The organism is Pseudoalteromonas qingdaonensis (genome assembly GCF_038739665.1).
GTDB lineage: Bacteria > Pseudomonadota > Gammaproteobacteria > Enterobacterales > Alteromonadaceae > Pseudoalteromonas > Pseudoalteromonas qingdaonensis.
This window is the reverse complement of the sequence record NZ_JBCGCU010000019.1, coordinates 1-25,473: the sequence shown is the minus strand read 5'-3', so window position 1 is coordinate 25,473 and position 25,473 is coordinate 1. Positions and strand designations below refer to the sequence as shown.

The following is a 25,473-nucleotide window of genomic DNA, read 5'->3' as shown; positions in this document are numbered from 1 at the left end:
CCTGTTGAGAGTCGCCAGCCTAGCAGGCGACCATTAAACTTTTATTACAAAACCCAGACTTCAACTCGGCGATTGCGCTCGCGTCCCTGTACCGTGCTGTTGTTGGCGACCGGCAGAGCTTCACCAAAGCCCTGAGTATCAAACACGCCAATACCGCGAGCACTAAGTTCGGTGGCTACCGAGCGGGCACGTTGAGCCGACAGGGATTTGTTCTTCTCGTCATTGCCAGAGTTATCCGAGAAGCCCATAAGTACCACGCGCTTTTGCGGGTGTTCTTCTAAGAAGCCAAGCAGACGCTGTAAGTCGCGCTTACCCTTGTTATCAAGTTGGCCGCTGCCGAACTCGAAACGGAAGGTAAGAGATAAACGCTGGCCCTGACTGGCGTATTGCTTATAAAGCGCCGGAGCCGTTAGCGGTGCCTGCACCTGCTCAACATGGATATTCTGTGAAATAAGACCAGTATCGGCCACAATTTCCTGACCCGGGTATGAAATTGCATAATGAGCAAAGTTCTTCACAAACATGTCTGCCGTGGTCGGCGTGTATAAATACAAACGACGTGACAGGGCGTAGTCCTCAGTACCTATGGTAAAGCGGGTAGGGTAGATGGGCGCGGTTTGCTCACCCTCAGAGATAGCCACCGCCTTGTTATGCACTATATAGTTAAGGCCGATAAAACCTATACTGTGCTCATCCTGCGACACCAGTTGCGATAGCTCAGAGCTGGACTCAAAACGCTGGGCGTTATTGCTTAATTTGGCGCTGTGCTTTTTCAATACCAGGTTTTTAAAGGTATCCCAGGTACCAGATTTAGCATCGCGAGCATACAAATTAATGGCCGCCGAGGCGCCGCCAAGCTCTCCCCAGTTGCTGATTTTGCCCGAAAATACATCAGCAAGTTGCTGCGTGGTCAGGTGACTGATAGGGTTATTTTGGTTCACGATCACCGCCAGACCATCAAGACCGATAATATGTTCATTACCTACCTGGCTAAAGTCACCATATTGTTCTTTTAGGCTCGCTACTTCTTTATCTTTTACTTTGCGCGATGCCATGGCCACATCGGCGCTGGCCGTCTGCACATCGGCAAAGCCGGTGCTTGAGCCGTGCGCATGCAGTTCAATATAGTAAGGTTTATCGGCTAAGCGATAATGAAGCTCGCGCTCTACCGCCACATCACCTTGTTGCCATGTGAAATCACTGGCGCCTTGCTCGGTTAAATAGCCTTCGATTAGCGCCGGAGCCAGCTTTTCACCTATGGTGTTAGAGCCGTGAATACGAAATGCCAGTTGCGCTTGTGGCTGAGGCTGCACCTGAGCTGCAGGAGTCGCGTTTACGGAAGTTGCAGTTTGTACTGGCGCTTGCTCTGTGCTTTGCGTTGGAGCCTGAGTTACTATCACTTCAGGCTTGGCGGCAAACATGGTATAGCTGGCAACCGCCAGAGCCACAGCAGCAGTAATTGATGTGAATATTAAAGCCAATGGCTTCTTGCTTTGTGCCTTAGGCTCTTCCTGTGCGGGCGCTACTGCAGGTTGTTTAAGCGCGCTAATTACCGCATTGAGTTCACTGTCGCCGAGCAAGCCCAGTTCGTTAAGTACCAGATCACGGTAGTTATCATCATTGATAAACTTTTCCGTGGCGATATCAATGCCAAATTTATTTTGCGCCAAACTTTGTAGTTGTTTTAGTTGTGCAATAAAGCTCTGCTGATGTGCTGATGTCATGTGTTAAGCCCATGTTCAATTTTGGGGCTAAGAATAAAACAGAAAAATGACAATTATATGAAACGTAAAGGGGGTTTACATTTGCTCATTTTTATTGAAAATCAATAAATTACCTAAAACAAATACATATAAAGGCATCAGCTTGCCCGCCCCAACCAAAAAGGCTAGGGCAAGCACACAAATACATTAGTCGCTATGTGTTAGCTCAAGCTCGGCTTTTTCGCGCAAAGACTCGGGCAACTCCTTTTGCACCGCCACACCCAGCTCCTTAAATTCATTGGCTTGCTTGATCAGGTTGCCCTTACCGCTGTAGAGCTGCGAAAACGCCTTATCATAGGTTTCCCGCGCCTTATCAAGCTGCTTGCCCACACCTTCCATAGACACTAAGAAGGAATTGAGTTTGCTATAGAAACGCTCCGCGCGTTTTGCTAGCTCCTGAGTGTGCTTGGATTGATCTTCAAAGCGCCATAACTGTTTTACTATGTTTAAACTGGTGAGCAAGGTAGTCGGGGTGGCCACCAGAATATTCTTTTCAATGGCGCGCTGATACAGGTCGGGCTGGAACTTAAGGGCTTCGACAAAGGCGCTTTCGATGGGCATAAACATGATCACCACCTCAGGCGAATTTAATTGCTCAAGGCGGTGATAATCCTTGCTAGCAAGCTCATTAATGCGCTCGCTTACCGCCTGTACATGCTCCCCCAAGGCCTGCTGCGCTTCAAGCTCGGTTTGGGCATTCACATAACGGGTGTAGGCATTAAGAGATGTTTTCGCATCGATAACTATATGGCGCTGTTGCGGTAAATACACCACCACATCGGGGCGCAAGCGGCCAAGGGGTGAGTCGAAGCTGACCTCACGGCGATAATCCTGATTAAGGCGCAAACCGGCGCTGTCGAGCACGTTCTCCAGCATAAGTTCGCCCCAGTTACCCTGTGTTTTCTTTTGCCCCTGTAGCGCCGTAGAGAGCTTCTCGGCCTGTTCAGTGATGGATTGATTGAGCTTTTGCAGATGTTGCAGCTCGGTTTTCAATGCGGCCCTTTGCTGTAATTCCTGAGCGTGTATATGCTCCATCTTGTCGCGAAAGCCTTTAAGCTCCCCCTGCACCGGCTTAAGCAACTGTTCCATATTTTCCTGGTTAAGGTGCTTAAACTGCTGTGACTTGTCTTCAAAGACCTGATTGGCGAGCAGGGCAAATTCCTTTTTCAGGGTTTCTTTGGAATCTTGCAACAAGCTGAGTTGCTGCGCAAAGTGCGTTTCCTTTTGCTCCAGGGTTGCCTTAAGTGATTCATAACGACCATGTAACAAGGTGACTTTTTGCTGCAATTGCTCGCCCTTTTCACGTTCGCTTGCCGCCTGACGGCTCAGCTCAGAGGTACGCGCTTCGGCGCCGTGCGCCTGCTGTTGCAGTTCATTGTTATGAGTCAAAGCCGCGCGTAAACGCCCTTGAACGCGCAACAATACAAAAGCTAAGGTCGTCGAAGATAAAGCCAGCGCAGCAAGGGCGCCAAGCAACACAGGTGAGCTTTGGGAAAACAAGGAAAGCATATTGAGCCCGCATTAATTATTGTTATGTATAGAGTGATAATAACAATTTTATCAGGAAAGTAATTAAGGTCGATGTTGTGGGCGAGGCTTTAGCCTTGCAAAGTGTCCGTATTACTCATTTGTAGGGATGCCCGGCGTTGCTCTACTACCGCCGTTCCTGGCGGCTTTTCGACAAGGAGCTCCTGCATAGTCTACTGCCGCCGTCCCTGCCGGCAAATTTCAGGCAAAAAAAAGCCAGCTAATCAAGCTGGCCTTAAAATCATAATAATCAGGGAAATCAACATAGGGTGCTTGCATCACAAGCATAATAGTAGAGTCCCAGCTGCCGAGAAAGTTCAGGAAAATTTAAACTTTTTCTTCTTTTTCTAGATTTAACATTTCAAATAGTTGATTATCATCAATTTTTTTATCTGATAATAAACTACCATTGAGGAACTCATCCACCAGGTGGCGTTTCTTCTCGGCCAAGGCCTGTACCTGTTGCTCGACAGAATCCGCCAAGATCAGCTTATAAACAAATACCGAGCGGTCTTGCCCCATACGATAGGCTCGGTCTGTAGCCTGGTGCTCCACCGCTGGGTTCCACCAAGGATCGAAGTGGATCACTGTATCCGCTTGAGTCAGGTTTAAGCCGCTGCCGCCGGCCTTTAAACTTATTAAAAACACTTGCTTACGCCCTTGTTGGAAGTCATCAACCTGACGCTGGCGGTCTCGGGTTTGCCCTGTCAGTAACGCATAGTCTATGCCCATATCCTGTAACTGCGCGCCAATAAGGCTGAGCATGGAAGTAAACTGGCTGAAAATAATTACATGATGCTCTTGCTCCAGCATCTGGGGCAAATGGGTTTGCAACCATTGCAACTTGGCACTGCCGCCCTGATAACTAGGGTCAACCAGCCCAGGGTGGCAGCAAATTTGCCTGAGCTTTAAAAGCGCATCTAGAAACTGCAGCTTACTTTTGCCAATGCCTTGAGTTGACACCAGATGACTGAGCTTTTGGTGCAGGGCGCTGTGATAGCCCTGATACACATGGGCTTGATCTTCAAGCATATCGAGCTGTTTAACCAACTCGGTTTTGCTCGGCAGCTCGCTCAGCACATCGGCTTTGGCACGGCGCAATAAGTAGGGACGCACCGCTTCTTTAAGGGCATTTTTTCCCGCCTGTTCAAGGTCTAAAAAATTTGCCTTAAACTGGCTATCTGAGCCAAGCAGGCTCGGCATGGCAAAATCAAATACGGATTTAAGCTCAAGCAGGTTGTTTTCAAAAGGCGTACCGCTCAAGGCAAGACGAAATTGTCCTCTTAATTGCTTAACCCTTTGACTAAGCTGAGACTGAGCGTTTTTAATGGCCTGAGCTTCGTCTAACACCAGGGTGTGATACTCAACCCCATGATAAAAGGCAAAGTCGCGTTTAAACAGGGTATAAGTAGTGATGATCACCTCATACTTGGCCAACTGCTGCAACATGATGGTTCGGTTATTACCAGCCACTACCTGCACTGATAATTGTGGGCAAAAGCGCTTAATTTCGTTACACCAGTTACCAATCAAACTGGTAGGGCAGAGGATCAGATGTGGTCGGCCGACACGAGGTTTTAGGGTACTGAGATAGGCAATCACCTGCAGGGTTTTACCCAGGCCCATATCATCGGCGAGCACGGCGCCTAGCCCCTGCAAGGAAAGCAGTTGCAGCCAGTTGACTCCGGCTTGCTGATACTCTCGCAATTGCACATTGGGCGCCAGTTTAACCGGCTGCAATGAATTCAGAGTAGGCTTTTGTAATAAAGGCGCCAAAGAGGTGGCAACCGATAACTGCCAGTAGGCTTGCTCGGTTAACTTGGCATACAGGCTGCGCGGAATGGAACAAATACTTTTCTCTTTAGCGCTGGCAAAACGTTGCAGATAACTCAGTATCTGCTTTGCGGCCTCACTAGTTATGACACATAACTGGTCGTCACATTCTAAATAACAATAATGAGCACTGTAGTTGGCATTATTAGCCAGTTGTTCAGCGCTTAAAATAAAAACCTTTTGCTTGTGGTGTAACTCAAAACGCACCAAGAAACGATGCCCCTGAAGCTTATCGATAACCAGGTGGGGGGTCAGTACAGCGCTGGTTTGCTGGCGCTGACGTGGTAAGGCAATCACCTTTCCTCCCAAACTCTGAACCTCTTGCTCAAGCTCAAAGAGCCATTGCTGCTCTTGCAAGGCGTCGGCAATAACCACTTGATACTCTTGCTGTAAAGGCCCTTTACATGGCTCAAGACCTAAATTGGCCAGGCAGGCTTGAGTGGGGGCTTGTCCCTCAAGGGCAATAAGGTAAGGCGGGGATGTGCGCATAAAGCGCAGGGTAAAGCCTAGCTTAGGCTTTTTTTTTTCGCCTTTGCTCAGCGACAGGGCGAGCTCATCATCAAGACGCTGAGACAAAGCACTAACATCTTCCTCGTTCACCTCAGGAAAGCGTGCCAACTGTTTGATCTGCGAGCCGGACAGATGGGTATGCAAAGCCAGTATCTGATTCTTGCTGCTATCAAGGTAGTAGGGCGGGGCGGTATTAAATACTCTGTCGGCATCAAAGTCGGCGATATTGCAGGTTAATTTCGCCTTGCCCTCATGGCGTAGCCACTGGTATTGCAGCTGCTGCGGCTTACCCAACAACAAAGGCTGGCGTTGCTTTTCAAAAAACAGACGTTCGCGGGCAAGTAATTGCACCAAGGCACGGGCGCCCCAGTGGCCATAAAGCAGGGATTGTCCGGGCAGGTTTTGCGAACGTATCCAGCTAAACAAACGAAAATCGTCTTCATCAAGCCCTTTGGGGGTGACCTGAGTATGGCTTTGCTGCTCGCTCAGTGCTCGACCCTGAGATTGCAAACCCGCCTCGGTATTGGGTGTCATCTTGGCCTGGAGTTGAAGTTCGCTCTGGTGTGGGTGCAGCTCGAACAACAAAACCTGTTGCTGGCTTTGAGCTGGCTCACTGTCATGCTGAGCCAAAACACAAAACCAGTCATCTATTTGATATTGGTGAGCAAATTCGCCATGACTTTGGAGTTTTAGTTGCAGCAAAGCGCTGGCCACATGCTTGCAGCGCACCTTTGCCTGACAGCTACAATGGGCTTCTATCTGAGTGTGCTCGACAAACTGGAGCTGGATATGCTGATCATAGGTGATACCATCATCGTCAAGCACCTGCGCTTCAATACGGCTATAGTCATCGTTGCTTTTTACCCAAAGCACTTGCTCATCGCGCTGCATTTGCTGGGCGCGGCTGTAAACCCCCTTGCTAAATAGCTGCTTCAGCGCCTGCTCGGACAATGGCAAAGGAGCTGGCTCGGCATTGATCTCGGCAAAGACTGCGAGCAAATCTTCTTTAGTAAACGATGCGGCCATGGTCCAACCCAACTACTGAAATAGGCCAGTATATCGCTTTTCGACATGGTGAAAAAGCCCCAGAGCGTGGAACTCAGGCGAATTGAGGGCATAAAAAAGCCCGGGTCAAAACCGGGGCTTAAAAATGAATGAAAAAGAAACTTAATTAAAACTTTCCAGCATTTTAGCCAGTTGCATAAAGCGCTTCTCTGTCATTATCTTATTGTCGATCTTGATTGTTAGATCGCCATTTTTACTGTGCTTTTGGATCCGCACAAAGTCATTGGCGAGTTTAATGTCCTCGTTGCGCTTTACCCCTTGCGGCGCTTCACACAGGTACTTAGTTATTGCAAGCGCAGCCTTGTCGTCACTGTCGAAGCCAGTTTGTGCAAATTGGGCACGGCAATCGGCAACACGTTCGTTAAAAGCACTGCCGTCTTTATCTTGCGCCTGAATCAGCTTCTTAGCCACTTCGCGGCCAACATGGTTGGCGGTAGGGTAGAGGGCCAGTACATCTTTAGGAAGGCATTCAAAGGCCTTAATGGCATCAGCAATGGCTGTGTGTGAAACACCTTCTAACTGAGCAATTTCGCGATACGAGCCCTTTTTACCCAGCTCCTTCAACTCTTCGCGCGTCGACGCATAGGCCTGGCCCAGCTCCCATAAACTAGGTGCTATATATTGATCCGAAGAAACCGCGAGGATCTTCGCATCTTCATCGTTAAAATCGCTGGAGCTTAATACCAGATAATCCGCCGGTGCCAGCATACAAGCCTTGCGACGACGCGAGCCGGCCAAAACCAAAAGCTCGCCATTATGCTCCCAAGCCAGTGCCGGATGCTGGTTACGACCATCTTCACGAATGGCAGGAAGAATATCGGCCACCGACTTTTCTGTCAGAAGCGCCTGAACACGGCGGTTTTTGCCGTAAACCTTGGTACGTTGTTCAATATCCTGATGGGCGATCACCTGGCAAGTAAGCCGAATGGTGCGGTTAGGATCGCTTGGCGCCGGCATACTGATCACATCCCCGGCTTGAGCCTGGGCCAGTAATTGATCCAGACTGCTACTTTCTACCGCGGTTGCAAACGGATCGATGCGGGTGTCGTTCTTACGTTTCTTTGCCATGATAATGCCTTACTGTGCTGCCTTAAGTTGTGACTGTGTCGATGCCCAATTGGAACGGATAAGCATTTCTAATTCATCAACCACGTCTTTGACGTTTTCCTGAGCCTTAATCAAGGACTCTCGGCTAGCCAAACTGTCAGAGGTTTTCTGATCGAAAATAGTGTTAAACGACGAAGAACTCGCGGTAATTGCACTGCTATGGTTTATCGGATAGCTCATTACCTGACGACCGAACGCAGAGCGCACATCTTTAACTATGTCGCGTTGGGAATGGTTACCTTTGACATAGTTGGTAACCAGGAACTGCATAAAGTCCCAACCATCATGACCCAGGGCAGCCACGGTGTGATAAATCTCACCCAGACGCTTAAGGTATTTATTGTTTGCATCAAAGTCGACGGCTTCCGGGTGAACCGGAATAAGCATCGCAGTTGAAGCCATTAATGCGTTATAGAACATGAAGTTAAGTGATGGTGCCGTGTCGATCAAAATAATATCGAATTGATCCTGTACCGGTTCAATGACCTTTTCCAATAACTTATGGTAATGGCGTGTTTGCTCATAATCACCGCTTTTACGCAGTACAGTGGCTGTTTCATGCTCGAAGTAAAAATCATCCATGCCTGATGGCAAGATGCGGATATTAGGGATATGGGTTTTTAAAAATGCATCGCTGACAATCCCTTCCCAGGTTTCATCTTCGTCAAGCTCGATACAATCGCGCATTAGATCACCCACAGTAATGGGATCAGGCTCGCCTGGTGGGAAAAAGCTCGATGAGGATCCTTGCGGATCTAAATCGATAATGCCAATGCGGTAACGTTTAATATTGGTGGTTGCAAGTGCGGCGGCGATGTTAACCATACTGGTGGTTTTACCACATCCGCCTTTGAGTGAATTAATAACAATAACCTGAAGTTTATCATCAATTTGGCGATGATCGGCATCAATCCCCATCACTTCGGCCATGCTATAAATATTTGCCAATGTGTAGGCATAATGACCATTGGCACCACGGCGAATTTCAATGTGATCGAAATCACCCTGATCATGACGTCGTTTTAAGGTACGGTTATTACAACCTAATAGATCGGCGGCAGCCTTTTGGGTATAGGTTCGAAGCTCTTTCTCTTCTGATTTGAGATGGGCTCGATAATGTTGAATTCGTCCTTCGAGTGACTTTTCAGCAACATCGGCGGTAGCCTTAAGTAACTGGTAGGTTCTTAGCGCACTTTGTTTTATTGTCATACTTGCATCCCTAAGTTTAAGCTATGAGTATAATGTCCACTCCTTTAGCTGTAAACATATATTTTAGGCGACATTACATTAAAAACAAGAAAGACAAATTGATTGAAAACTTCCTATAAGGTAATAACTAGATTAGATTCGTTTAAATATATAGGTATATAAAGGTTAAAGCATAAAATATTAACACTAACTAATTGTTTTTTAATGATATTGTTGTTTTTCTTAGATCGTCATTTTACTTGGTATAGATCTGATTCCTACCAAGTCATGGATCAGCATTATAGTAAGTGAAAATCTGCGCCTTGAGTTATACACAGTTTACTTACAAGGTTACTCACAAAAATGCCAGGTAAGATCATTTTCTTACTAACCATTTGCTCTTAGTTATGCACATAAACAGGTAACTAAGACACTGATATCTAGGTAAAGATCTGATCTTTACCTGCTATAGATCAGATCTCTACTAAGCGCTTACCCAGTTATACACAAGGTTAGTATTTACAGGACCAATAATGGCCAAAAAGACCGCGATTTTTTAAGTGAAAGAACAAAAATACAAAAATTCTGCCGCCCTACTTGGTAAAAATATGATCTCTAACCCATGAGTTAATAAAAATCTGATCCCAAAAGTATCAAACTGAACGTTTAATCGCCTAAGGTTAGTAAAAAAGTGATCCAAACCATGAAACTCGAACTCGGATCAGTTTTTTACTAACATAGATGATTAACTTTTTTCGTATTATGTGTTGATATTACCTTTGGCATCGATAGCAATGGAAAATAACAATGAACCGCAAGGTTAATATCTCGGTAGAAAACTTACCAGACTCTTTGCGAGGCCAGATCAATGGCGTTGAAAGTGCAACGGATAACGAAAATCTGGCATTGTTCACCGACAATAAAGATGTGCGTATTTCAATCGAAAGTTCTGTACATGGATTAAGAGCCTACTCTAATACCTTCAACCATTATGATCTTTGGGGGCGCTTCGTCCGTTCAGGTCATAAAAAATTGCCGCTAGAAGATGCACCAAAGAAAACCATTATTACTCGCCGAATTTCGGAAAAAGTAGATGGCATACTGTATGAGGGGGAAATTAAAATTACTCCGGCGGTGGTCAGTACTCGTCAAGAAGGCGAAGAAGTTGAATGCCTGGTATGGCCATCTGACAGAGAAGAAAAAGTTGAGCGTGCCTTAATTCGTTTGGCGTCCAAAGGCAAGATTGTCAAAATCAACTTTAAGTCGGGTATCCAATACGCGGTTATCTTTTCGATGAATGAATTGGCCCAAGAGCTCAAGGCTGTGGGTCAGTCGATGCCATACCCGCAAATTAAAGAATCATTGGAAGCCCTGCAAGGCTCCAAGTTGTCCTTTAAGTACACGGCGACCGATACCAAAAATTCAAATATCGATGATTCATTTTATGAGTCGAATATGAACTTCTTATCCTCATTACATTTCAGTGGTAAGAAAGGGCAGGGCGGCAATGTAAAATGTGTGGCCTGTTTAAACGCCTTTGTTCACAACATGATAGATAACCTGGAATATAAAGGTTATTACTTTAACCGCGCGCAAGAACTGAAACGCGGATTATCGCGATGGATGATGTTACGCCTGTATCACTTGTGGCGCTACGCAGCACCGGGTAAGACGTATCATTTCCGTCTGCTGTCTATTATGGAAAAATATGGCTCAATCTATGCCGATGACAAGATCACCGACAATAAATTAAAAGCCCTGCGCCGTGATATGACTACAACCATGAAAGACCTGATCGATAAGGGCGCCATTTCCGATTACAGCATTTCCAATGTGAAAGAGGACTCAACCGGGAAAATTATCGATTATGTTTACGAAATGCATCCATCTGATGAGTTTTGCGAAGAAATTCTTACTTTGAATAAGCAAAACAAACGTATCGAAATTCAAGGTGGCAAACGCATAGTCGAAAATGCAGAGATCATAGATGAAGAAAGACTAGAAGAAATAGTCGAAAAGTAATCCTTGTGTACGCAAGCTCTCAATAGAAAAGCCCACAGATGTGGGCTTTTTAACATAATAAATACGGGGAAATAAAAAGTTGTAAGCACTTACTCACTTTTAGCTAAGTAGAGTCGCTCAACCAGGTATTCATAGTCACGTTTTCGCGGATCTTCCTTAGGTTGATAATCTTTGAGTTCCCCAAGTTTTATATCCGGATTGTCGTCAAACACGATAAAGGGCAAAGCACCGCTAACATGATAGCGGCGGTTATCGGCAAAGCGTACATTTACTTCCGGCGTAACCCTTATAGGCCGACGAATACGTAACTTTTCGTTTTCAGCCAAACTCGCAACCTTACGTTTTTCCTGCTCGACTAATATTAGCCACTGCTGCTGATCTATCATGCGTGGATTTGAATAAGCACTGCTTCGCTCTAACATAGTAAGTGCTAACTTACGGGTAAGGGATTTGGTGGAATGTTTTTGCATCCAGGTAAAACGCACCGAGTAGGGAGAGTGAGCTTCAAAATGGATATGGCGATAAAATGCCAGTGTCATTAACCCCGGCACGGCACTGTGAACCGCATCAAAACGGGCGTCATTATTATCCAGGGTCAGCACCTTTTGCTTAAACTCGGTTTTAAGCTCGTTTATTTTTAAAAGATAAGGCTCAAAAGTAGCGAAAGAAGCTCGCGGTAATAAGATTATGCCCGGGTGACGTTTAGCTAATTTTCCGCTGAGTTCACCATCTTTATGAAAATCTAAAAAGCTATTTTTAATTTGTGCCAGCGCTGCATCACCTCTATGGCCTTGCACTGAAATTGCGGCCAAAGGATTTCGCTCCTGTTCAGGTGTTGGCAAGGGCAATTGGAAATAGCTCGCCTGGCGATACTGGGTTTGTGCCAGTAACTGAGTAAAATCCTGCAGATATTCCTGCGTCAGATCGTAAATGCTGCGAAGCTGTAGTTTTATACTGCTCATAGTAATAAAGAACACATCATACAATATCTTGCTAGTTTAGCTTGTAACTCCTCTGTTATTCAATAAATTGAAAATAACAAAAATGCTGAGATTGATATTTTCCTAAAATAAGTATGATGTGTTCATTGTTGCATTACTCCAATCGAACTGTTACTAAAATTAAGTAAGTAAATAAAAACAGGATAAAAAAGCTATGAAGATCATGTTCGTCTGTTTAGGTAATATTTGCCGCTCGCCAACAGCCCATGCCATTGCTATAAAACGAGCAATAGAGCAGGGCTTAACCTATATCGAATTTAGCAGCTCTGGTACTTCTGGCTATCATGTGGGTGAGCATCCGGATGAGCGGGCAATTACACATGGCGCACGACACGGATATGATCTATCACGGCTAACCGCACAACGACTTAGCCAAGATGATTTCTATGAACAAGATTTAATTCTCACCATGGACGAGCAAAATTACCGAGATGTGCTGGCCATGCAACCCGAGGATGCAACAGCCATGATCAAGCGTCTGCTCGATTACCACCCCGACCATGAATTAACCCAGGTTCCTGATCCATATTACGGCGGCCAAGCAGGTTTCGACGCTGTGATCGCCATGTGCGAGACAGCCATTGATTCCCTGTTTATCCTATTAAATAACAGATAAAACGTTGCTGAGGTTGCCGACCTCCTGCAATAAGTATGATGTGTTCAACTTACATAAAGGTCCACCGCGACAAAAGTAGGATACTTTATTTCCCCCATCTGCCCCTTTTACCCTTGCGCTAGCGCCTGCCATTGGGTACTTTCGTGAGTGAGGTACAATTAGGAATGAGGAAAATTGTAAAGTGAAACCTTGGAGTCCAAATAGCTGGAGGGATTTCCCCATAGTCCAGCAACCCACATACCCGGATCAAGGCGTTTTAGCAAACGTTGAAAATGAGCTAAACAGTGCCCCCCCTTTGGTGTTTGCCGAAGAAACGCGCAGCCTATTTAAGCAACTTGAAGATGTGTGCGAAGGCCGGGCCTTTTTATTGCAAGGTGGCGATTGCGCCGAATCCTTTGCTGACTTTAGCGCCGCAAATATCCGCGATACCTTTAAAACCCTGCTGCAAATGGCGGTGGTATTAACTTATGGCGGTAAATGCCCGGTAGTAAAAATCGCCCGTATGGCGGGGCAGTTTGCCAAGCCACGTTCGAGCGACCTTGAAACTATTGACGGCGTCAGCCTGCCTTCATATCGCGGCGACATTATTAACAGTTACGAATTCACCGAGCAGGCCCGTGTTCCCGATCCGCAACGCCTGATGAAGGCTTATCACCACAGTGCGTCAACGCTTAACCTGCTGCGTGCATTTGCTCAAGGTGGTCTTGCGGATTTACACCAGGTAAACCGTTGGAATATGAGTTTCGTTGCCGCCAACCCCTTAAAGGATAAGTATCAAGAGGTTGCCGATCGCATTCAGGACGCCCTCGAGTTTATGGAAGTCTGTGGCATTAATTCCACCAATGCCCCGTCGTTAACCGAAACGTCTTTGTATACGTCTCACGAGGCATTGTTACTGGGTTACGAGCAGGCACTCACACGCCGTGACCACCTATCTGGTGACTGGTACGATTGCTCTGCGCACTTTGTGTGGATTGGCGAGCGTACACGCCAGCTTGATCATGCGCATATCGAATTCTTCCGTGGCATTAAAAACCCTATCGGTGTTAAGGTTGGTCCAGGCATGAGCCCGGATGAACTGATTGAACTGATTGATGCGGTAAACCCAGACAATATTCCAGGGCGTTTGACGCTGATCACCCGCATGGGCGCCGATGTGCTGCCGGAAAAACTGCCGGCTCTGGTACGTCGCGTACAGCAAGAAGGGCGTAAGGTGATCTGGAGTTCTGACCCTATGCACGGCAATACCGAAAAAGCCAGCTCGGGTTATAAAACTCGTAGCTTCGACAATATCCTTCGTGAGATCAGCCAGTTCTTCGCCGTCCATAAGGCAGAAGGCTCACACGCCGGCGGTGTACATTTAGAAATGACCGGCCAGCACGTGACCGAATGCACAGGCGGCGCTTATGGCCTGTCGGATGACGATTTGGCCCAGCGTTACCGCACCCAGTGTGACCCGCGTCTGAATGCCGATCAGGTACTTGAGCTCGGCTTCTTAGTTGCAGACTTACTAAAAGACGCCCGCAAATAAGACCAGTAAAAAGAAAAAGCGCCCTGGGGCGCTTTTTTTATTCAATAGTTTTTAATATTTTCTGCGCTGCAATCCGGTCTCAGCCATAATCTTGGCTGACATTTCCTCCACCGAATGATGCGTGGAATTATAGTAGGGGATACGAAAACGCTTATACAGCATTTCCACTTCACGGATTTCGATACGACACTGGCGCAAAGATGCATATCTTGAATTGGCCATGCGCTCATTACGTATAGCCGCAAGGCGTTCGGGTGAAATGGTTAAACCAAACAATTTGTTTTTGTATGGCTGTAAAGATTTTGGCAACTCGCCTGAGTCCAGATCATCCGGCGTTAAAGGATAGTTGGCCGCCTTAATGCCATATTGCAGGGCCAAATACAGGCTAGTTGGGGTTTTACCGCTGCGGCTCACGCCCACCAAGATCACATCCGCCTGCTGATAATCCTTAATATTGGCACCATCATCATTGGCCAGCGCATAGTTGACCGCGGCGATACGAAAGTCGTAACTTTGCTCGTGAATACTGTGAGTACGATGCACCTTAGGTACGGGTTCAACACCCAATTCGTTTTGCAATTGACTGCTGAAGGTGCTGATAAAGTCATAGCACACGGCATTACTCGCGAGGATGATTTCGCTGAGTTCTGGATTCACAAAAGTGAAGAAAACAATGGGTTTTTCATTGCTTTTGGCCGCTGCCTGCTCAATTTGCGCCTTTACTTCTAAGGCTTTTTCCCTGGTTTCAACAAAGGGAATGGTGGTGTGTTCAAATTCCATGGGAAAGAGGGACAAAGTCGCATTACCAAAGACCTCAGCGGTAATTGCGGTGCCGTCAGAAATATAAAATGCGTTGCGCATAAGCGTCCTTTTTTTATCTAATAATCTGATAAACCGTAAGGCTACGGTTTACGCATCAGTGTTTGCCAGTGTAGAATGTTAGCGCCTCATTTAAAAGGTCATTGTTTTAATGACCAAACTTACAATTTGTTTTTTGGAGAAAGTTCCGTGCAAGAATACGTTCTCTGGTATCAAGAGCTTGGTATGCAAGATGTGCCGAGAGTTGGAGGCAAAAACGCCTCTCTCGGTGAAATGATTTCAAACCTAGCCAACGCCGGTGTACAAGTACCGGGTGGTTTTGCAACGACATCATACGCATTTAACGAGTTTCTTGAGCAATCTGGACTGAATGCTCGCATCTACGACGTGTTAGACAAACTAGACGTTGAAGATGTCAATGAATTGGCCAAAGTTGGCGGTGAAATCCGTCAGTGGATCATCGACACGCCATTCCAGGATTCATTGGACCAGGCTATCCGCGAGGCCTACGGCCAACTACACGCTGACCCAGCACACGACGTCTCCTTTGCAGTACGTTCCTCTGCCACCGCCGAAGACATGCCAGACGCATCATTCGCCGGACAACAAGAAACCTTCTTAAACGTGCGCGGCATCGATGCCGTAATGGTTGCTATCAAACACGTTTTTGCTTCTTTATTTAATGACCGCGCCATCTCTTACCGTGTACACCAGGGTTACGACCATAAAGGTGTAGCACTTTCTGCCGGTATCCAGCGCATGGTTCGCTCTGACATGGCCTCTTCAGGCGTAATGTTCAGCATCGACACCGAGTCAGGTTTCGAAGACGTAGTATTTGTAACATCAAGCTTCGGTCTTGGTGAAATGGTTGTACAAGGTGCGGTAAACCCGGATGAATTCTATGTCCACAAGGGTACGCTAGCCAAAGGTAAACCAGCCGTTGTTCGTCGTAATATCGGTTCTAAAGCCATTCAAATGGTTTACTCACAAGACCAGGAACACGGCAAGCAGGTTGAAATTGTTGACGTAGCGCCTGAGCAAGCCAATACCTTCTCTATCACAGGTGAAGAAGTAATGGACCTTGCTAAGCAAGCGGTTATCATCGAAAAGCACTACGGTCGTCCAATGGACATCGAGTGGGCAAAAGACGGTAACGACGGCAAACTTTATATCGTTCAGGCTCGTCCAGAAACCGTACGTTCAAACGAAGATACGAACGTGATGGAACGTTTCCAGCTTAAGCAAATATCAAGCGTTGTTGCCGAAGGCCGTGCTATCGGTCACAAAATCGGAACTGGCGTGGTACGTGTACTTAACTCTATCGACGAGATGGACAAGGTACAACACGGCGATATCCTGGTAACCGACATGACTGACCCGGATTGGGAACCTATCATGAAGCGCGCTGCAGCTATCGTTACTAACCGTGGCGGTCGTACTTGTCACGCGGCCATCATCGCCCGTGAGCTAGGTATTCCTGCGGTAGTAGGTTGTGGTAACGCCACCGACCTTATTAAAGCGAACCAGGAAGTAACCGTTTCTTGTGCCGAAGGTGACACAGGTTACATCTATGAAGGTCAGCTTGAGTATGAAGTACTGACTTCACGCATTGATGAAATGCCTGACTTACCACTTAAGATCATGATGAACGTGGGTAACCCAGATCGTGCTTTCGATTTCGCGCGTTTACCGCACGCCGGTGTTGGTCTGGCTCGTCTTGAGTTCATTATCAACCGTATGATAGGTGTTCACCCTAAAGCGCTTCTTAACTTTGATGCTCAATCTCCTGAACTTCAGGCAGAAATTAAAGAGATCATCGCCGGTTACGAGTCGCCGCGTGAGTTCTACATCACCAAGCTGGTTGAAGGTATCGCCACGCTAGGTTGTGCGTTCGCTCCAGAGCGTGTGATCGTACGTATGTCTGACTTCAAATCGAATGAATATGCCAACCTGGTTGGTGGTCAGCAATACGAGCCGGAAGAAGAAAACCCTATGATAGGTTTCCGTGGTGCTTCACGTTATATCAGTGAAGACTTCCGCGAGTGCTTCGCCCTTGAGTGTGAAGCCATCAAGCGTGTTCGCAACGACATGGACATGAGCAATGTTGAGATCATGATCCCGTTCGTACGTACCCTTGAAGAAGGTAAACAGGTTATTGAACTTCTTGAAGAGCAAGGCCTTAAGCGTGGCGAAAATGGTTTGAAAGTGATCATGATGTGTGAGCTGCCTTCAAACGCGCTACTTGCCGATGAATTCCTTGAGTACTTCGATGGTTTCTCAATCGGTTCAAACGATTTAACTCAGCTTACTCTTGGTCTTGACCGTGACTCGGGTCTTATCGCTCACCTGTTCGACGAGCGTAACCCAGCGATCAAAAAGCTATTGTCTATGGCTATTAAAACAGCCAAAGCAAAAGGTAAGTACGTAGGTATCTGCGGTCAAGGTCCTTCGGATCATGAAGACTTTGCTGCCTGGTTAGTAAAAGAAGGTATCGATTCTGTTTCATTGAACCCAGATACGGTATTGGAAACCTGGTTATACCTGGCTGACAAGCTTAAATCGAACTAAGTTCGGTTGCTAAATAAGTAAAGAAAAAGGGCGAAATCTTCGCCCTTTTATTTTTTCGCCAATTTGCTGTCGAGCAATCGACACCCTCGCGTTAGGGTAGTTTGGCAAACCCGCACATATTTACGGGCAAGAGGGTAGTGCACGGCCAGTAAGGTCAACCCGATTAAAAAGAAGATCACCGAGGGCCCGGGCACCACGGCAAATATCAACCCCAGTAAAAAACACAGTGCCGCTGCAGCATTCATTAACCACTTTTTCATACATCACCTAATAATACCAATTCATTTAAATAGCTAATCTGTTTATTTTTGCGGTTAAATTCATCCATGAAGCTTGGTTACATCGCGCATCCATGCGCTCACCTCGCTAAGCTGCGAAGCATTGCTTCGGTCTTGCTCGCCTATGTAGAATAACTACATACGAAAAATTCCGTCTTATTACCACATCATTTATCCAGCGCTATCTCTGATCACATACTTAACAGAATTGGTATGGTTACTCTTAACTGACCATAGCGTATTGGCGGCTACAAAGTGATTTCAAATTGTAACAATCTGTATATTCTTCAATTTCTAAGCGGGCTCAGCATGCTATAATGGCGCCGTTTGTTCCTGAGGTTTTAAGGCCATGATAGCAAAGTTAAGTGTTGAGCAAGTCAGTTCTGAACTGGTATTACATTACCTAAAAACAATCAAAGCTGAAGGCTTTAGTGGCGATGTCGATGCCAGCTATGGCACCCGGCTATTAGCGGCCACCGACAACAGTGTGTATCAAACTATTCCTCAGGGCGTGGTATTTCCAAAAACCGATAAAGATGTGCAACTGGCACTTAACATAGCTTCACGCGACCCTTTTCTGTCTTTAACCTTTGGCCCACGCGGTGGCGGTACCGGCACCAATGGCCAGTCGTTAACACCGGGTATTGTTATCGATCTTTCCCGCTATATGCGCGAAATTCTGGAAATTAACGAACAAGAAGGCTGGGTGCGGGTTCAAGCAGGGGTGATCAAAGACCAGCTGAACGACTTTTTGCGCCCCTATGGCTACTTTTTTGCACCTGACTTATCCACTAGTAACCGGGCCACAGTCGGCGGAATGATCAATACCGATGCCTCAGGTCAGGGCAGTCTGGTTTATGGTAAAACGTCCGATCACACCTTGGCACTCAAGGCCTTTCTTGCCGATGGCAGCGAGCTCAATACCCAAGGTGTAAGTTTAGATAAAGCCAAATTGATTGCCGAGCAAGACACCGCAGTTGGCAAGGTTTACAAAACTGTATTGGATGTGGCCAGCACTAAGCGCGATTTAATTTTAGAAAAATTCCCACGACTGAATCGCTTTTTAACCGGTTATGACTTAGAGCATGTCTTTAATGAGACCATGACCGAGTTTGATATTGGCCGCGTACTAACCGGCTCCGAAGGCTCTTTGGCCATAGTGACCGAGGCCAAGCTCAATATTACACCGATTGCCAAATTTAAAACCCTGATCAATATTAAATACGACAGTTTCGACTCTGCCTTGCGTAATTCACCATTTTTGGTGGCAGCCGAGGCTACCTCGGTAGAAACCGTTGATAGCAAGGTATTAAACTTGGCCCGCGAAGACATAGTGTGGCACTCAGTATCGGACTTAATTACCGATGTACCCGGGCAAGAAATGCAAGGCTTAAACATGGTTGAGTTTAATGCCGAGCAAGAAGGGGATATGAAAGACAAGATTGACGCCCTGTGTGCCAAGCTTGATAACCTCATAGCCAATAAAGAAGCCGGGGTAATTGGCTATCAGCTCACCAATAATGTGGCCGATATTCAAAAAATCTATGCCATGCGCAAAAAATCCGTTGGCTTGCTTGGTAATACCAAGGGTGCGAAAAAGCCCATCGCTTTTGCCGAAGACACCGCAGTACCGCCAGAAAACCTTGCCGACTTTATCAATGAATTCCGTGAGTTATTGGATGCTCACCAACTTGACTATGGCATGTTTGGCCATGTCGACGCTGGTGTATTACATGTGCGCCCGGCGCTGGATATGTGTGACCCAGAGCAGGAAAAAACCCTGCGCCAGATTTCCGATCAGGTGGTGGCATTGACCGCCAAGTACGGCGGCCTGATGTGGGGTGAACACGGTAAAGGTTATCGCAGTGAATACGGCCCGGAGTTTTTCGGCGACGAGCTGTTTCAGGAATTGCGCCGCATTAAATCGGCCTTCGATCCAAACAACAAGCTCAACCCAGGCAAGATCTGTACACCCCTTGAAAGTAACGACAGCTTGGTCAGCGTTGATGATAAAAAGCGCGGCTGGTTCGACCGTCAAATTGATGTCCAGGTAAGGGATAGTTTTGCCAACAGCATGAACTGTAATGGTAACGGCCTGTGCTTTAACTATGATGTGAGCTCGCCCATGTGTCCTTCATACAAGGCCACCGGCGATCGCCGTTACTCGCCAAAAGGCCGCGCCGGATTAATGCGTGAATGGCTGCGATTACAAGCCGAGCAGGGCGTTGATCTACTTGAAGAAGAAAAGGTGATCAGCAAAAAAGATGGCCCGACCTGGTGGGAGCGCTTCCTTAATACCCAGAATAAACGCAGGGGCCAGTATGATTTTTCACACGAAGTGAAAGAGTCCATGGATGAGTGTTTGGCCTGTAAAGCTTGTACCACAGCCTGCCCAATTAAGGTGGATGTGCCGACATTCCGCGCCCGCTTTCTGAATTTTTACTACAGCCAGTACAACCGCCCGTTGAAAGATTACTTGGTTGCCGGCATAGAACAGACCGCGCCACTGTTGGCCAAGTTCTCGGCCATTACCAACCCTGTGGTTAAATCATCCCCTGTACAATGGGCCATTAAAAAGACTTTGGGTTATGTAGATACACCGACCCCAAGCCATCCAAACCTTGCGCAGCGCACCGCGACTTTAGAAAAATTCGATTTGAATAAACTTGAGCGATTGAGCGAAGAACAACGCCTAGACTATGTACTGATAGTACAAGATCCCTTCACCAGTTTTTATGAAGCAGAATTAGTTGAGAGCTTTGCCAAGGTGATTCAGGCGCTTGGCAAAAAGCCGATCATCTTGCCCTTTAAACCCAATGGCAAGCCGCAACATGTTAAAGGCTTCTTAGACAAATTTGCCCGCACCGCTAAAAACAGTGCTGCATTTTTAGAAAAAGTCAGCGAGTTGGACATTCCCATGGTCGGCCTCGATGCCTCCCTAGTTTTGTGTTATCGCGATGAATACAACACAGTTTTGGGCGAGCAAAGAGGGGACTTCAATGTTTTGCTGGCCCATGAATGGCTTGGCGAGCAGACCTTTAAACAACAGGTTTTTGAGCCACAAACAAGCTATGTGTTACTAAGTCACTGCAGTGAAACCACAGCTCTACCGCACAGCGCCAAGGTGTGGCAAAGTATTTTCTCTGCCTTGGGATTACAACTTGAACCCCAGGCCACCGGCTGTTGTGGTATGGCGGGCACCTATGGCCACGAACTGCAAAACCAGGAAAACAGCAGAGCTTTATATGATCTTAGTTGGAAGGACAAGGTTGAAAGCACAGCGCCCGCTCAGTTGTTGGCCACGGGTTTTTCATGCCGCAGCCAGGTAAAACGTTTTGCTCAATTTAAGCCACAGCACCCAATTGAGGTGCTGGCCAAGATTTTGCACTAAACTTTTTTAGCCCGACTTTTTTTGTTAAAGGAGTTAGCAATGGGTCGGGTGGTAATGCCGTGAATAAAAACGCTGGTCAATATGGTCAGCGTTGCTAATTCACTGAGCGAGCCATCGGCGGAGTCCAACACCATCAGGGTAAAAACTATGGACGCCAGGCCGCGCGGTCCAAACCAGGCTAGGGTAAATTTTTCCTTGAAATTTAAGCCATTAAATAACATCAGGCTAAACAGCACGGGAATAACCCGCACCAAGGTGGCGGCAATAAGCGCAAAGATCACCTTCTCCCAACTCAAATCTATGCTTAGCAATTGCCAATAACTGTAGGCACCGAACAAGCACCAAATTAAATATGAAAAGAACTCGGCTATATGCTCGCTCTGCTCAATCAGCCGCATATCTTTACTGGGTCGGTACAGATGATCAAACAACAAACCGGCAATAAAGGCGGCAACAAAACCGCTGCCACCCACACCCTGTGCCACAGCGTAATTCACAATGGCTAAAGACAAAATTAAAAACGGGCTCGAAGTTTTTTCGAAAAAGTGGCGACTTGCACTGTACTGAATAAGACGAGTTGCAACCCAGGTGATCACCACAGCAACCACCAGAGCAATGCCCACTTCGCGACCCATAAACTCAAGCATTTTCATCGGGTCTTGCCAACTGCCTAATTGCCAAGACAAAAATAAAAACAAGAATATGGGAACACATAAGCCATCATTCAAACCACTTTCAACATTAATGGCTTCACGAATATTTAGCGGCACCGCCTTGGCTTCTAAAATACCTTTGCTCAAAGCCGCATCCGTTGGCGTTAAAATTATGGCCAGCAGCGCCAGCGCCAATAACCCCATTTCCGGGAACAAGACATAGCCGGTGAGCACAGTGGCAAAAAATGTCAGCGGTAGGGCAACAAATAAAAGCACCAGGGGATATTTAAATTCACGTTTTAAAATGGCCAGCCGCGTTTTTGCCGCATCGGAAAATAACACCACCGCCAAGGTCAGCTCCACCAAAGGCAAGAGTTGATCTAAAGGCTGATTGATTTTAAATTCCGCCACAAAAATAGCCGCGACCACCATGCCGGTTAAGACAAAATACATGGGGCCGGTAAGCTCAGCTCGCGCCAACTGGCGAAATGAAATGGAGTAGATAAAAAATGCCAGCGCCAACAAGATTGCGATGTAATATTCCATTGCTTGTCCTTAAAGCTTACGTTTAACGCCCGACTTAGCTCGTTCTTTTATATTAGTCTGAATATAGATTTGATCTGTGGTTGCTAACTTAGCATGACCCAAATCTTCAGATAAATGTTTTAACGGCCGGGTTTGCGCATCATGGGTGGCACCTGTATGGCGCAGCCAATGCGCGGTTGCCGCCATTAGTTTTTCTGCTTCCTCGGTAAAACCGTCGTGATGAAGTGCGGCTGTAGCCAAGTCGAAACTTTGTTGTACTAAACGACGAATTTGTCTAACCGTCATGCCGCCTTTACCGCGCAATTTATGAATAAGCGGGTAGGGCTCATCAACTCGAGGCAGGGCACTTAGGCCTCGATATAAACGATAACGTTTTAAGTAAGCAATAAAACTTTCGCTTAAAGTCACATCCCGTAACTTGTTGCCCTTGCCCATCACCCGTAAAAACCAAAACGCATCGGCATCTTGCCAAAAGTGCGACATCACGGGTGACCAGTTCGGTCGCTCCGATAATTCAGAGATACGTAAATACAAACCCTTTAAACAGGCCAGGGCAAAAAGATTGCGTTCAAGTTGCGGGTCTTCTTCGCAGCGCTCTTCGGTCACCCGCAATACATATTCCCATTGCAAGTCACTTAATGTATCTGGTTGATTTATTTGAGATTGAACAACCAGGTAAGGGCAGTTCTTTTTAACCACGGGAACAAAATTTGTAAATGAGCGCTCCTCTAAAATGGCAAACTTATAAAACACATTAAGCGCCGTAAAAGTTGAATTGAGTGTTTGCTGGCTCGGCTTGGTTTCCTTAGCCATAAAAGGGCGCCATTTTGGATTTGCAATACGCTGACCCAGTTTTTGTTTAAAGCGCCACTGCACCGAGTCCGAACACCAGTCACGGCTCGGTTCAACAACAAAATCTATGTAGTGCTCAATATCTTCGCGTTTTAGCGCCATCACAGAAGCACCTTTTATCAACCAGGACCAAAGGGCAAAACGTTCTATTTCATTGCGAAAGCGGGTAAAAGTGGCATCGGATTTACGGCCATAGACATACAAGTATTGGTAAATAAATGATAAATCTTTTGAAATTTCAGCAAGGTTTAAGCTTTGTTGGTCTATAAATAAAGCTAGTTCAGGATATTCGCTGTTCAAGGTGCCATCTTCGAGATGAGCGATTTGATAGCGCAATTGCTTGAACGTATCAACTAAAGGGGTAAGCATAAGATAAATAACTAAAAAATTTATAGTCTTAGCTTACCACAAAGTCCGATACTGTCTAGTATTGGACATTAAATAAGGGGTATACCATGAAAAGTAGAGCTTTATATATTCACATCATGTTACTTGCCGTTGCTGTGCTCACCCTAAACGGTTGCGCCACCTCCAGTAATGCCAGTCCGCAAGCAAAAAGAGAGATGGTGCAAAGCATGCGCAGTGAAACATTGAAAACCTTGTATGTGCGCAAACCCGATGTGCAAAACCAAATTGCCACCAGCGCCGGTTATGCGGTATTCGATAATGCCAATGTAAACGTGGTCTTTGCCAGTTTCGGCGGTGGTTATGGCGTGGCTAAAAATAACCGTACCGGAAAATGGACCTATATGAATATGGGCGAGGCCGGTTTAGGCCTAGGTTTGGGCGTTAAAGATTTTAATGTGGTGATGGTGTTCCATACCGAAGCAGCATTAAACCGATTTATCGATCATGGTTGGGCCTTTGGCGGTAATGCCGATGCCGCAGCCAAACATAAAAGCAATGGTGGTGCTGTTACCGCCGAAGCCATAGTTGATGATGTAACCGTTTACTCCCTAACCGAAACAGGTTTAGCCTTACAAGCTGTATTAAAAGGCACCAAGTTCTGGGTGGATAATGAGCTAAACTAAGCACTTAATCCAATTCAGTTTAGAAAATGGCCTATTTAGAAATGGATAGGCCATTTTTCATGCCAATTCCTAGCTTTTTATCGGCGCGCACAGCCCCGCGTTTAGATACATTACCTTGATTCATTAACTTAATCTTAATTTAACATAATTAAATTTATGGGCTATCGTGCACACAGATAGCCGCTAGGCTCATTTTGTGATCAACGAATTACAAAATGAGGTTTTTGTAAACTTCGAGGCTAGATAAATTGGGACTTCCACCAATATACCCCTGGCTTTTAGTGTCATTTTTGACTTTGTTTAATGAGTTTTTGAAGCGGAACTCTTTTACGGTAATTTTGAAAAATGCATTTTCGGTTTTTGCTTGAGTTAGACTATTTTTTAACTTTTTTTAATGCCCCCGAATTCAGATAATAAGTGCACCACTCATGGTTAAACGGTGAGAAGAGATCAACTGCCTGTTGGTGGTACTCTATCGTCGCCAAACAAACAGAAGTATTTACCATGAGTTACAAGCAGTTGATCGAAGGACAAAGATACCAGATCGAAGCCTACTTACGCGAGGGCTTTAGTTATCGTGAAATAGGCAAACGCCTGAAAGTCAGCCATAGCACTATTAGCCGAGAAGTCAGACGAAATAGGATCCGGGACAATCACTATCTTCCCGAAGTCGCGCAAGCTAAGGCATTTAAAAGGCGTGTTCAAGCTGCAAAGTCGTGTCTATCTAAACAGACCATCACGTTTGTTGAGTTCGGGTTAGAACAAAAGTGGAGTCCCGAGCAAATTGCAGGCGTGGGTCGAGTTATTGGACTGTTAGTGAGTCACACGTGGATTTACGGCTATGTGCAACGGGATAAATTGAACGGCGGCAAGTTGTTTAGGCACTTACGCCAAGGTCACCGCCGTTACCGAAAAGGTAGCCGAGAAAAACGCGTCATCATCCCTAACCGCGTAGGGATTGAGCACCGCCCGGCCATCGTCGACAGGAAAAAGCGGTTTGGGGACTGGGAAGTCGATACCGTTCTCGGTAAGCAAGGGACAGGAGCCATAGTCAGCCTGGTTGAGCGCAAAAGTAAGCTGTATCTGATACGTAAAGTACCAGCAAAGTGCGCGGCTGATGTGAGCCGAGCTATGGTCGGCATGCTGTGGCGTTATCGCCGTCACGTTCATAC

17 protein-coding genes are annotated in these 25,473 nt (G+C 46.4%); 7 read left to right on the top strand and 10 right to left on the bottom strand.

What is annotated here, in order from left to right:
• Nucleotides 1–44 precede the first annotated feature (44 nt).
• The 5 genes from WCN91_RS13725 to WCN91_RS13705 all read right to left on the bottom strand — a co-directional run bounded on the left by WCN91_RS13725 (nucleotide 45) and on the right by WCN91_RS13705 (nucleotide 9,014).
• The gene (locus WCN91_RS13725) at nucleotides 45–1,724 is read right to left on the bottom strand and encodes a substrate-binding domain-containing protein (RefSeq protein ID WP_342679947.1); all 1,680 of its coding nucleotides are present in this window, start codon (nucleotides 1,722–1,724) and stop codon (nucleotides 45–47) included.
• A gap of 186 nt (nucleotides 1,725–1,910) precedes the next feature.
• Nucleotides 1,911–3,272, bottom strand: coding sequence for a DNA recombination protein RmuC (locus WCN91_RS13720; protein ID WP_342679946.1), 1,362 nt, complete (start codon nucleotides 3,270–3,272; stop codon nucleotides 1,911–1,913).
• 345 nt (nucleotides 3,273–3,617) lie between these two features.
• Nucleotides 3,618–6,659 carry a DEAD/DEAH box helicase gene (locus tag WCN91_RS13715; protein ID WP_342679945.1) on the bottom strand — a complete coding sequence of 1,014 codons (3,042 nt, stop codon included), beginning with the start codon at nucleotides 6,657–6,659 and terminating at the stop codon, nucleotides 3,618–3,620.
• A gap of 141 nt (nucleotides 6,660–6,800) precedes the next feature.
• On the bottom strand, nucleotides 6,801–7,766 hold the full coding sequence (locus WCN91_RS13710; protein ID WP_342679944.1) for a ParB N-terminal domain-containing protein: 966 nt from the start codon (nucleotides 7,764–7,766) through the stop codon (nucleotides 6,801–6,803).
• A gap of 9 nt (nucleotides 7,767–7,775) precedes the next feature.
• The gene (locus WCN91_RS13705; protein WP_342679943.1) at nucleotides 7,776–9,014 is read right to left on the bottom strand and encodes an AAA family ATPase; all 1,239 of its coding nucleotides are present in this window, start codon (nucleotides 9,012–9,014) and stop codon (nucleotides 7,776–7,778) included.
• Nucleotides 9,015–9,800: 786 nt separating this feature from the next.
• Here WCN91_RS13705 and WCN91_RS13700 point away from each other — a divergent pair.
• A complete protein-coding gene (locus WCN91_RS13700) occupies nucleotides 9,801–11,015 on the top strand; it encodes a replication protein A (RefSeq protein WP_105213958.1) in 1,215 nt (404 codons plus the stop codon).
• A gap of 89 nt (nucleotides 11,016–11,104) precedes the next feature.
• On the opposite strand, the gene WCN91_RS13695 is transcribed toward WCN91_RS13700, so the two are convergent.
• Nucleotides 11,105–11,977, bottom strand: coding sequence for a DNA replication terminus site-binding protein (locus tag WCN91_RS13695; protein WP_342679942.1), 873 nt, complete (start codon nucleotides 11,975–11,977; stop codon nucleotides 11,105–11,107).
• A gap of 193 nt (nucleotides 11,978–12,170) precedes the next feature.
• On the opposite strand from WCN91_RS13695, the gene WCN91_RS13690 reads away from it, so the two are divergent.
• Nucleotides 12,171–12,632 (top strand): low molecular weight protein-tyrosine-phosphatase, encoded by a 462-nt coding sequence (locus WCN91_RS13690; protein ID WP_342679941.1) that lies wholly within the window; start codon nucleotides 12,171–12,173, stop codon nucleotides 12,630–12,632.
• Nucleotides 12,633–12,813: 181 nt separating this feature from the next.
• On the top strand, nucleotides 12,814–14,163 hold the full coding sequence (locus WCN91_RS13685; protein WP_342679940.1) for a class II 3-deoxy-7-phosphoheptulonate synthase: 1,350 nt from the start codon (nucleotides 12,814–12,816) through the stop codon (nucleotides 14,161–14,163).
• A 51-nt stretch (nucleotides 14,164–14,214) separates the two neighbouring features.
• Here the strand turns inward: WCN91_RS13685 and ppsR are convergent, their stop codons facing one another.
• A complete protein-coding gene (ppsR, locus tag WCN91_RS13680) occupies nucleotides 14,215–15,024 on the bottom strand; it encodes a posphoenolpyruvate synthetase regulatory kinase/phosphorylase PpsR (protein ID WP_342679939.1) in 810 nt (269 codons plus the stop codon).
• Between the two features lie 147 nt (nucleotides 15,025–15,171).
• Between ppsR and ppsA the strand changes: the two genes are divergently transcribed.
• The gene (gene ppsA / locus WCN91_RS13675; protein WP_342679938.1) at nucleotides 15,172–17,550 is read left to right on the top strand and encodes a phosphoenolpyruvate synthase; all 2,379 of its coding nucleotides are present in this window, start codon (nucleotides 15,172–15,174) and stop codon (nucleotides 17,548–17,550) included.
• A gap of 47 nt (nucleotides 17,551–17,597) precedes the next feature.
• On the opposite strand, the gene WCN91_RS13670 is transcribed toward ppsA, so the two are convergent.
• Nucleotides 17,598–17,810, bottom strand: a complete 213-nt coding sequence (locus WCN91_RS13670) for a PGPGW domain-containing protein (protein ID WP_105201339.1) — start codon at nucleotides 17,808–17,810, stop codon at nucleotides 17,598–17,600.
• Nucleotides 17,811–18,177: 367 nt separating this feature from the next.
• On the opposite strand from WCN91_RS13670, the gene ydiJ reads away from it, so the two are divergent.
• Nucleotides 18,178–21,219, top strand: a complete 3,042-nt coding sequence (ydiJ, locus tag WCN91_RS13665) for a D-2-hydroxyglutarate dehydrogenase YdiJ (protein WP_342679937.1) — start codon at nucleotides 18,178–18,180, stop codon at nucleotides 21,217–21,219.
• Here the strand turns inward: ydiJ and WCN91_RS13660 are convergent.
• On the bottom strand, nucleotides 21,216–22,418 hold the full coding sequence (locus tag WCN91_RS13660; RefSeq protein ID WP_342679936.1) for a cation:proton antiporter: 1,203 nt from the start codon (nucleotides 22,416–22,418) through the stop codon (nucleotides 21,216–21,218). The genes ydiJ and WCN91_RS13660 overlap by 4 nt on opposite strands.
• A gap of 9 nt (nucleotides 22,419–22,427) precedes the next feature.
• Nucleotides 22,428–23,639, bottom strand: coding sequence for a tyrosine-type recombinase/integrase (locus WCN91_RS13655; protein WP_342679935.1), 1,212 nt, complete (start codon nucleotides 23,637–23,639; stop codon nucleotides 22,428–22,430).
• A gap of 86 nt (nucleotides 23,640–23,725) precedes the next feature.
• On the opposite strand from WCN91_RS13655, the gene WCN91_RS13650 reads away from it, so the two are divergent.
• Nucleotides 23,726–24,301: a lipid-binding SYLF domain-containing protein gene (locus WCN91_RS13650; RefSeq protein ID WP_342679934.1), complete on the top strand. Its 576-nt coding sequence runs from the start codon at nucleotides 23,726–23,728 to the stop codon at nucleotides 24,299–24,301.
• A 504-nt stretch (nucleotides 24,302–24,805) separates the two neighbouring features.
• A partial coding sequence (locus WCN91_RS13645) for an IS30 family transposase (protein ID WP_342675822.1) occupies nucleotides 24,806–25,473 on the top strand: 668 nt, incomplete at its 3' end.

What these genes read in the sequence shown, in the direction of transcription:
- WCN91_RS13710 (WP_342679944.1), bottom strand. Translation starts at nt 7,766, where the DNA reads ATGGCAAAGAAACGTAAGAACGACACCCGCATCGATCCGTTTGCAACC.
- WCN91_RS13715 (WP_342679945.1), bottom strand. Translation starts at nt 6,659, where the DNA reads ATGGCCGCATCGTTTACTAAAGAAGATTTGCTCGCAGTCTTTGCCGAG.
- WCN91_RS13720 (WP_342679946.1), bottom strand. Translation starts at nt 3,272, where the DNA reads ATGCTTTCCTTGTTTTCCCAAAGCTCACCTGTGTTGCTTGGCGCCCTT.
- WCN91_RS13650 (WP_342679934.1), top strand. Translation starts at nt 23,726, where the DNA reads ATGAAAAGTAGAGCTTTATATATTCACATCATGTTACTTGCCGTTGCT.
- WCN91_RS13655 (WP_342679935.1), bottom strand. Translation starts at nt 23,639, where the DNA reads ATGCTTACCCCTTTAGTTGATACGTTCAAGCAATTGCGCTATCAAATC.
- ppsR (WP_342679939.1), bottom strand. Translation starts at nt 15,024, where the DNA reads ATGCGCAACGCATTTTATATTTCTGACGGCACCGCAATTACCGCTGAG.
- WCN91_RS13670 (WP_105201339.1), bottom strand. Translation starts at nt 17,810, where the DNA reads ATGAAAAAGTGGTTAATGAATGCTGCAGCGGCACTGTGTTTTTTACTG.
- WCN91_RS13690 (WP_342679941.1), top strand. Translation starts at nt 12,171, where the DNA reads ATGAAGATCATGTTCGTCTGTTTAGGTAATATTTGCCGCTCGCCAACA.
- WCN91_RS13705 (WP_342679943.1), bottom strand. Translation starts at nt 9,014, where the DNA reads ATGACAATAAAACAAAGTGCGCTAAGAACCTACCAGTTACTTAAGGCT.
- ydiJ (WP_342679937.1), top strand. Translation starts at nt 18,178, where the DNA reads ATGATAGCAAAGTTAAGTGTTGAGCAAGTCAGTTCTGAACTGGTATTA.
- WCN91_RS13695 (WP_342679942.1), bottom strand. Translation starts at nt 11,977, where the DNA reads ATGAGCAGTATAAAACTACAGCTTCGCAGCATTTACGATCTGACGCAG.
- WCN91_RS13725 (WP_342679947.1), bottom strand. Translation starts at nt 1,724, where the DNA reads ATGACATCAGCACATCAGCAGAGCTTTATTGCACAACTAAAACAACTA.
- WCN91_RS13700 (WP_105213958.1), top strand. Translation starts at nt 9,801, where the DNA reads ATGAACCGCAAGGTTAATATCTCGGTAGAAAACTTACCAGACTCTTTG.
- WCN91_RS13660 (WP_342679936.1), bottom strand. Translation starts at nt 22,418, where the DNA reads ATGGAATATTACATCGCAATCTTGTTGGCGCTGGCATTTTTTATCTAC.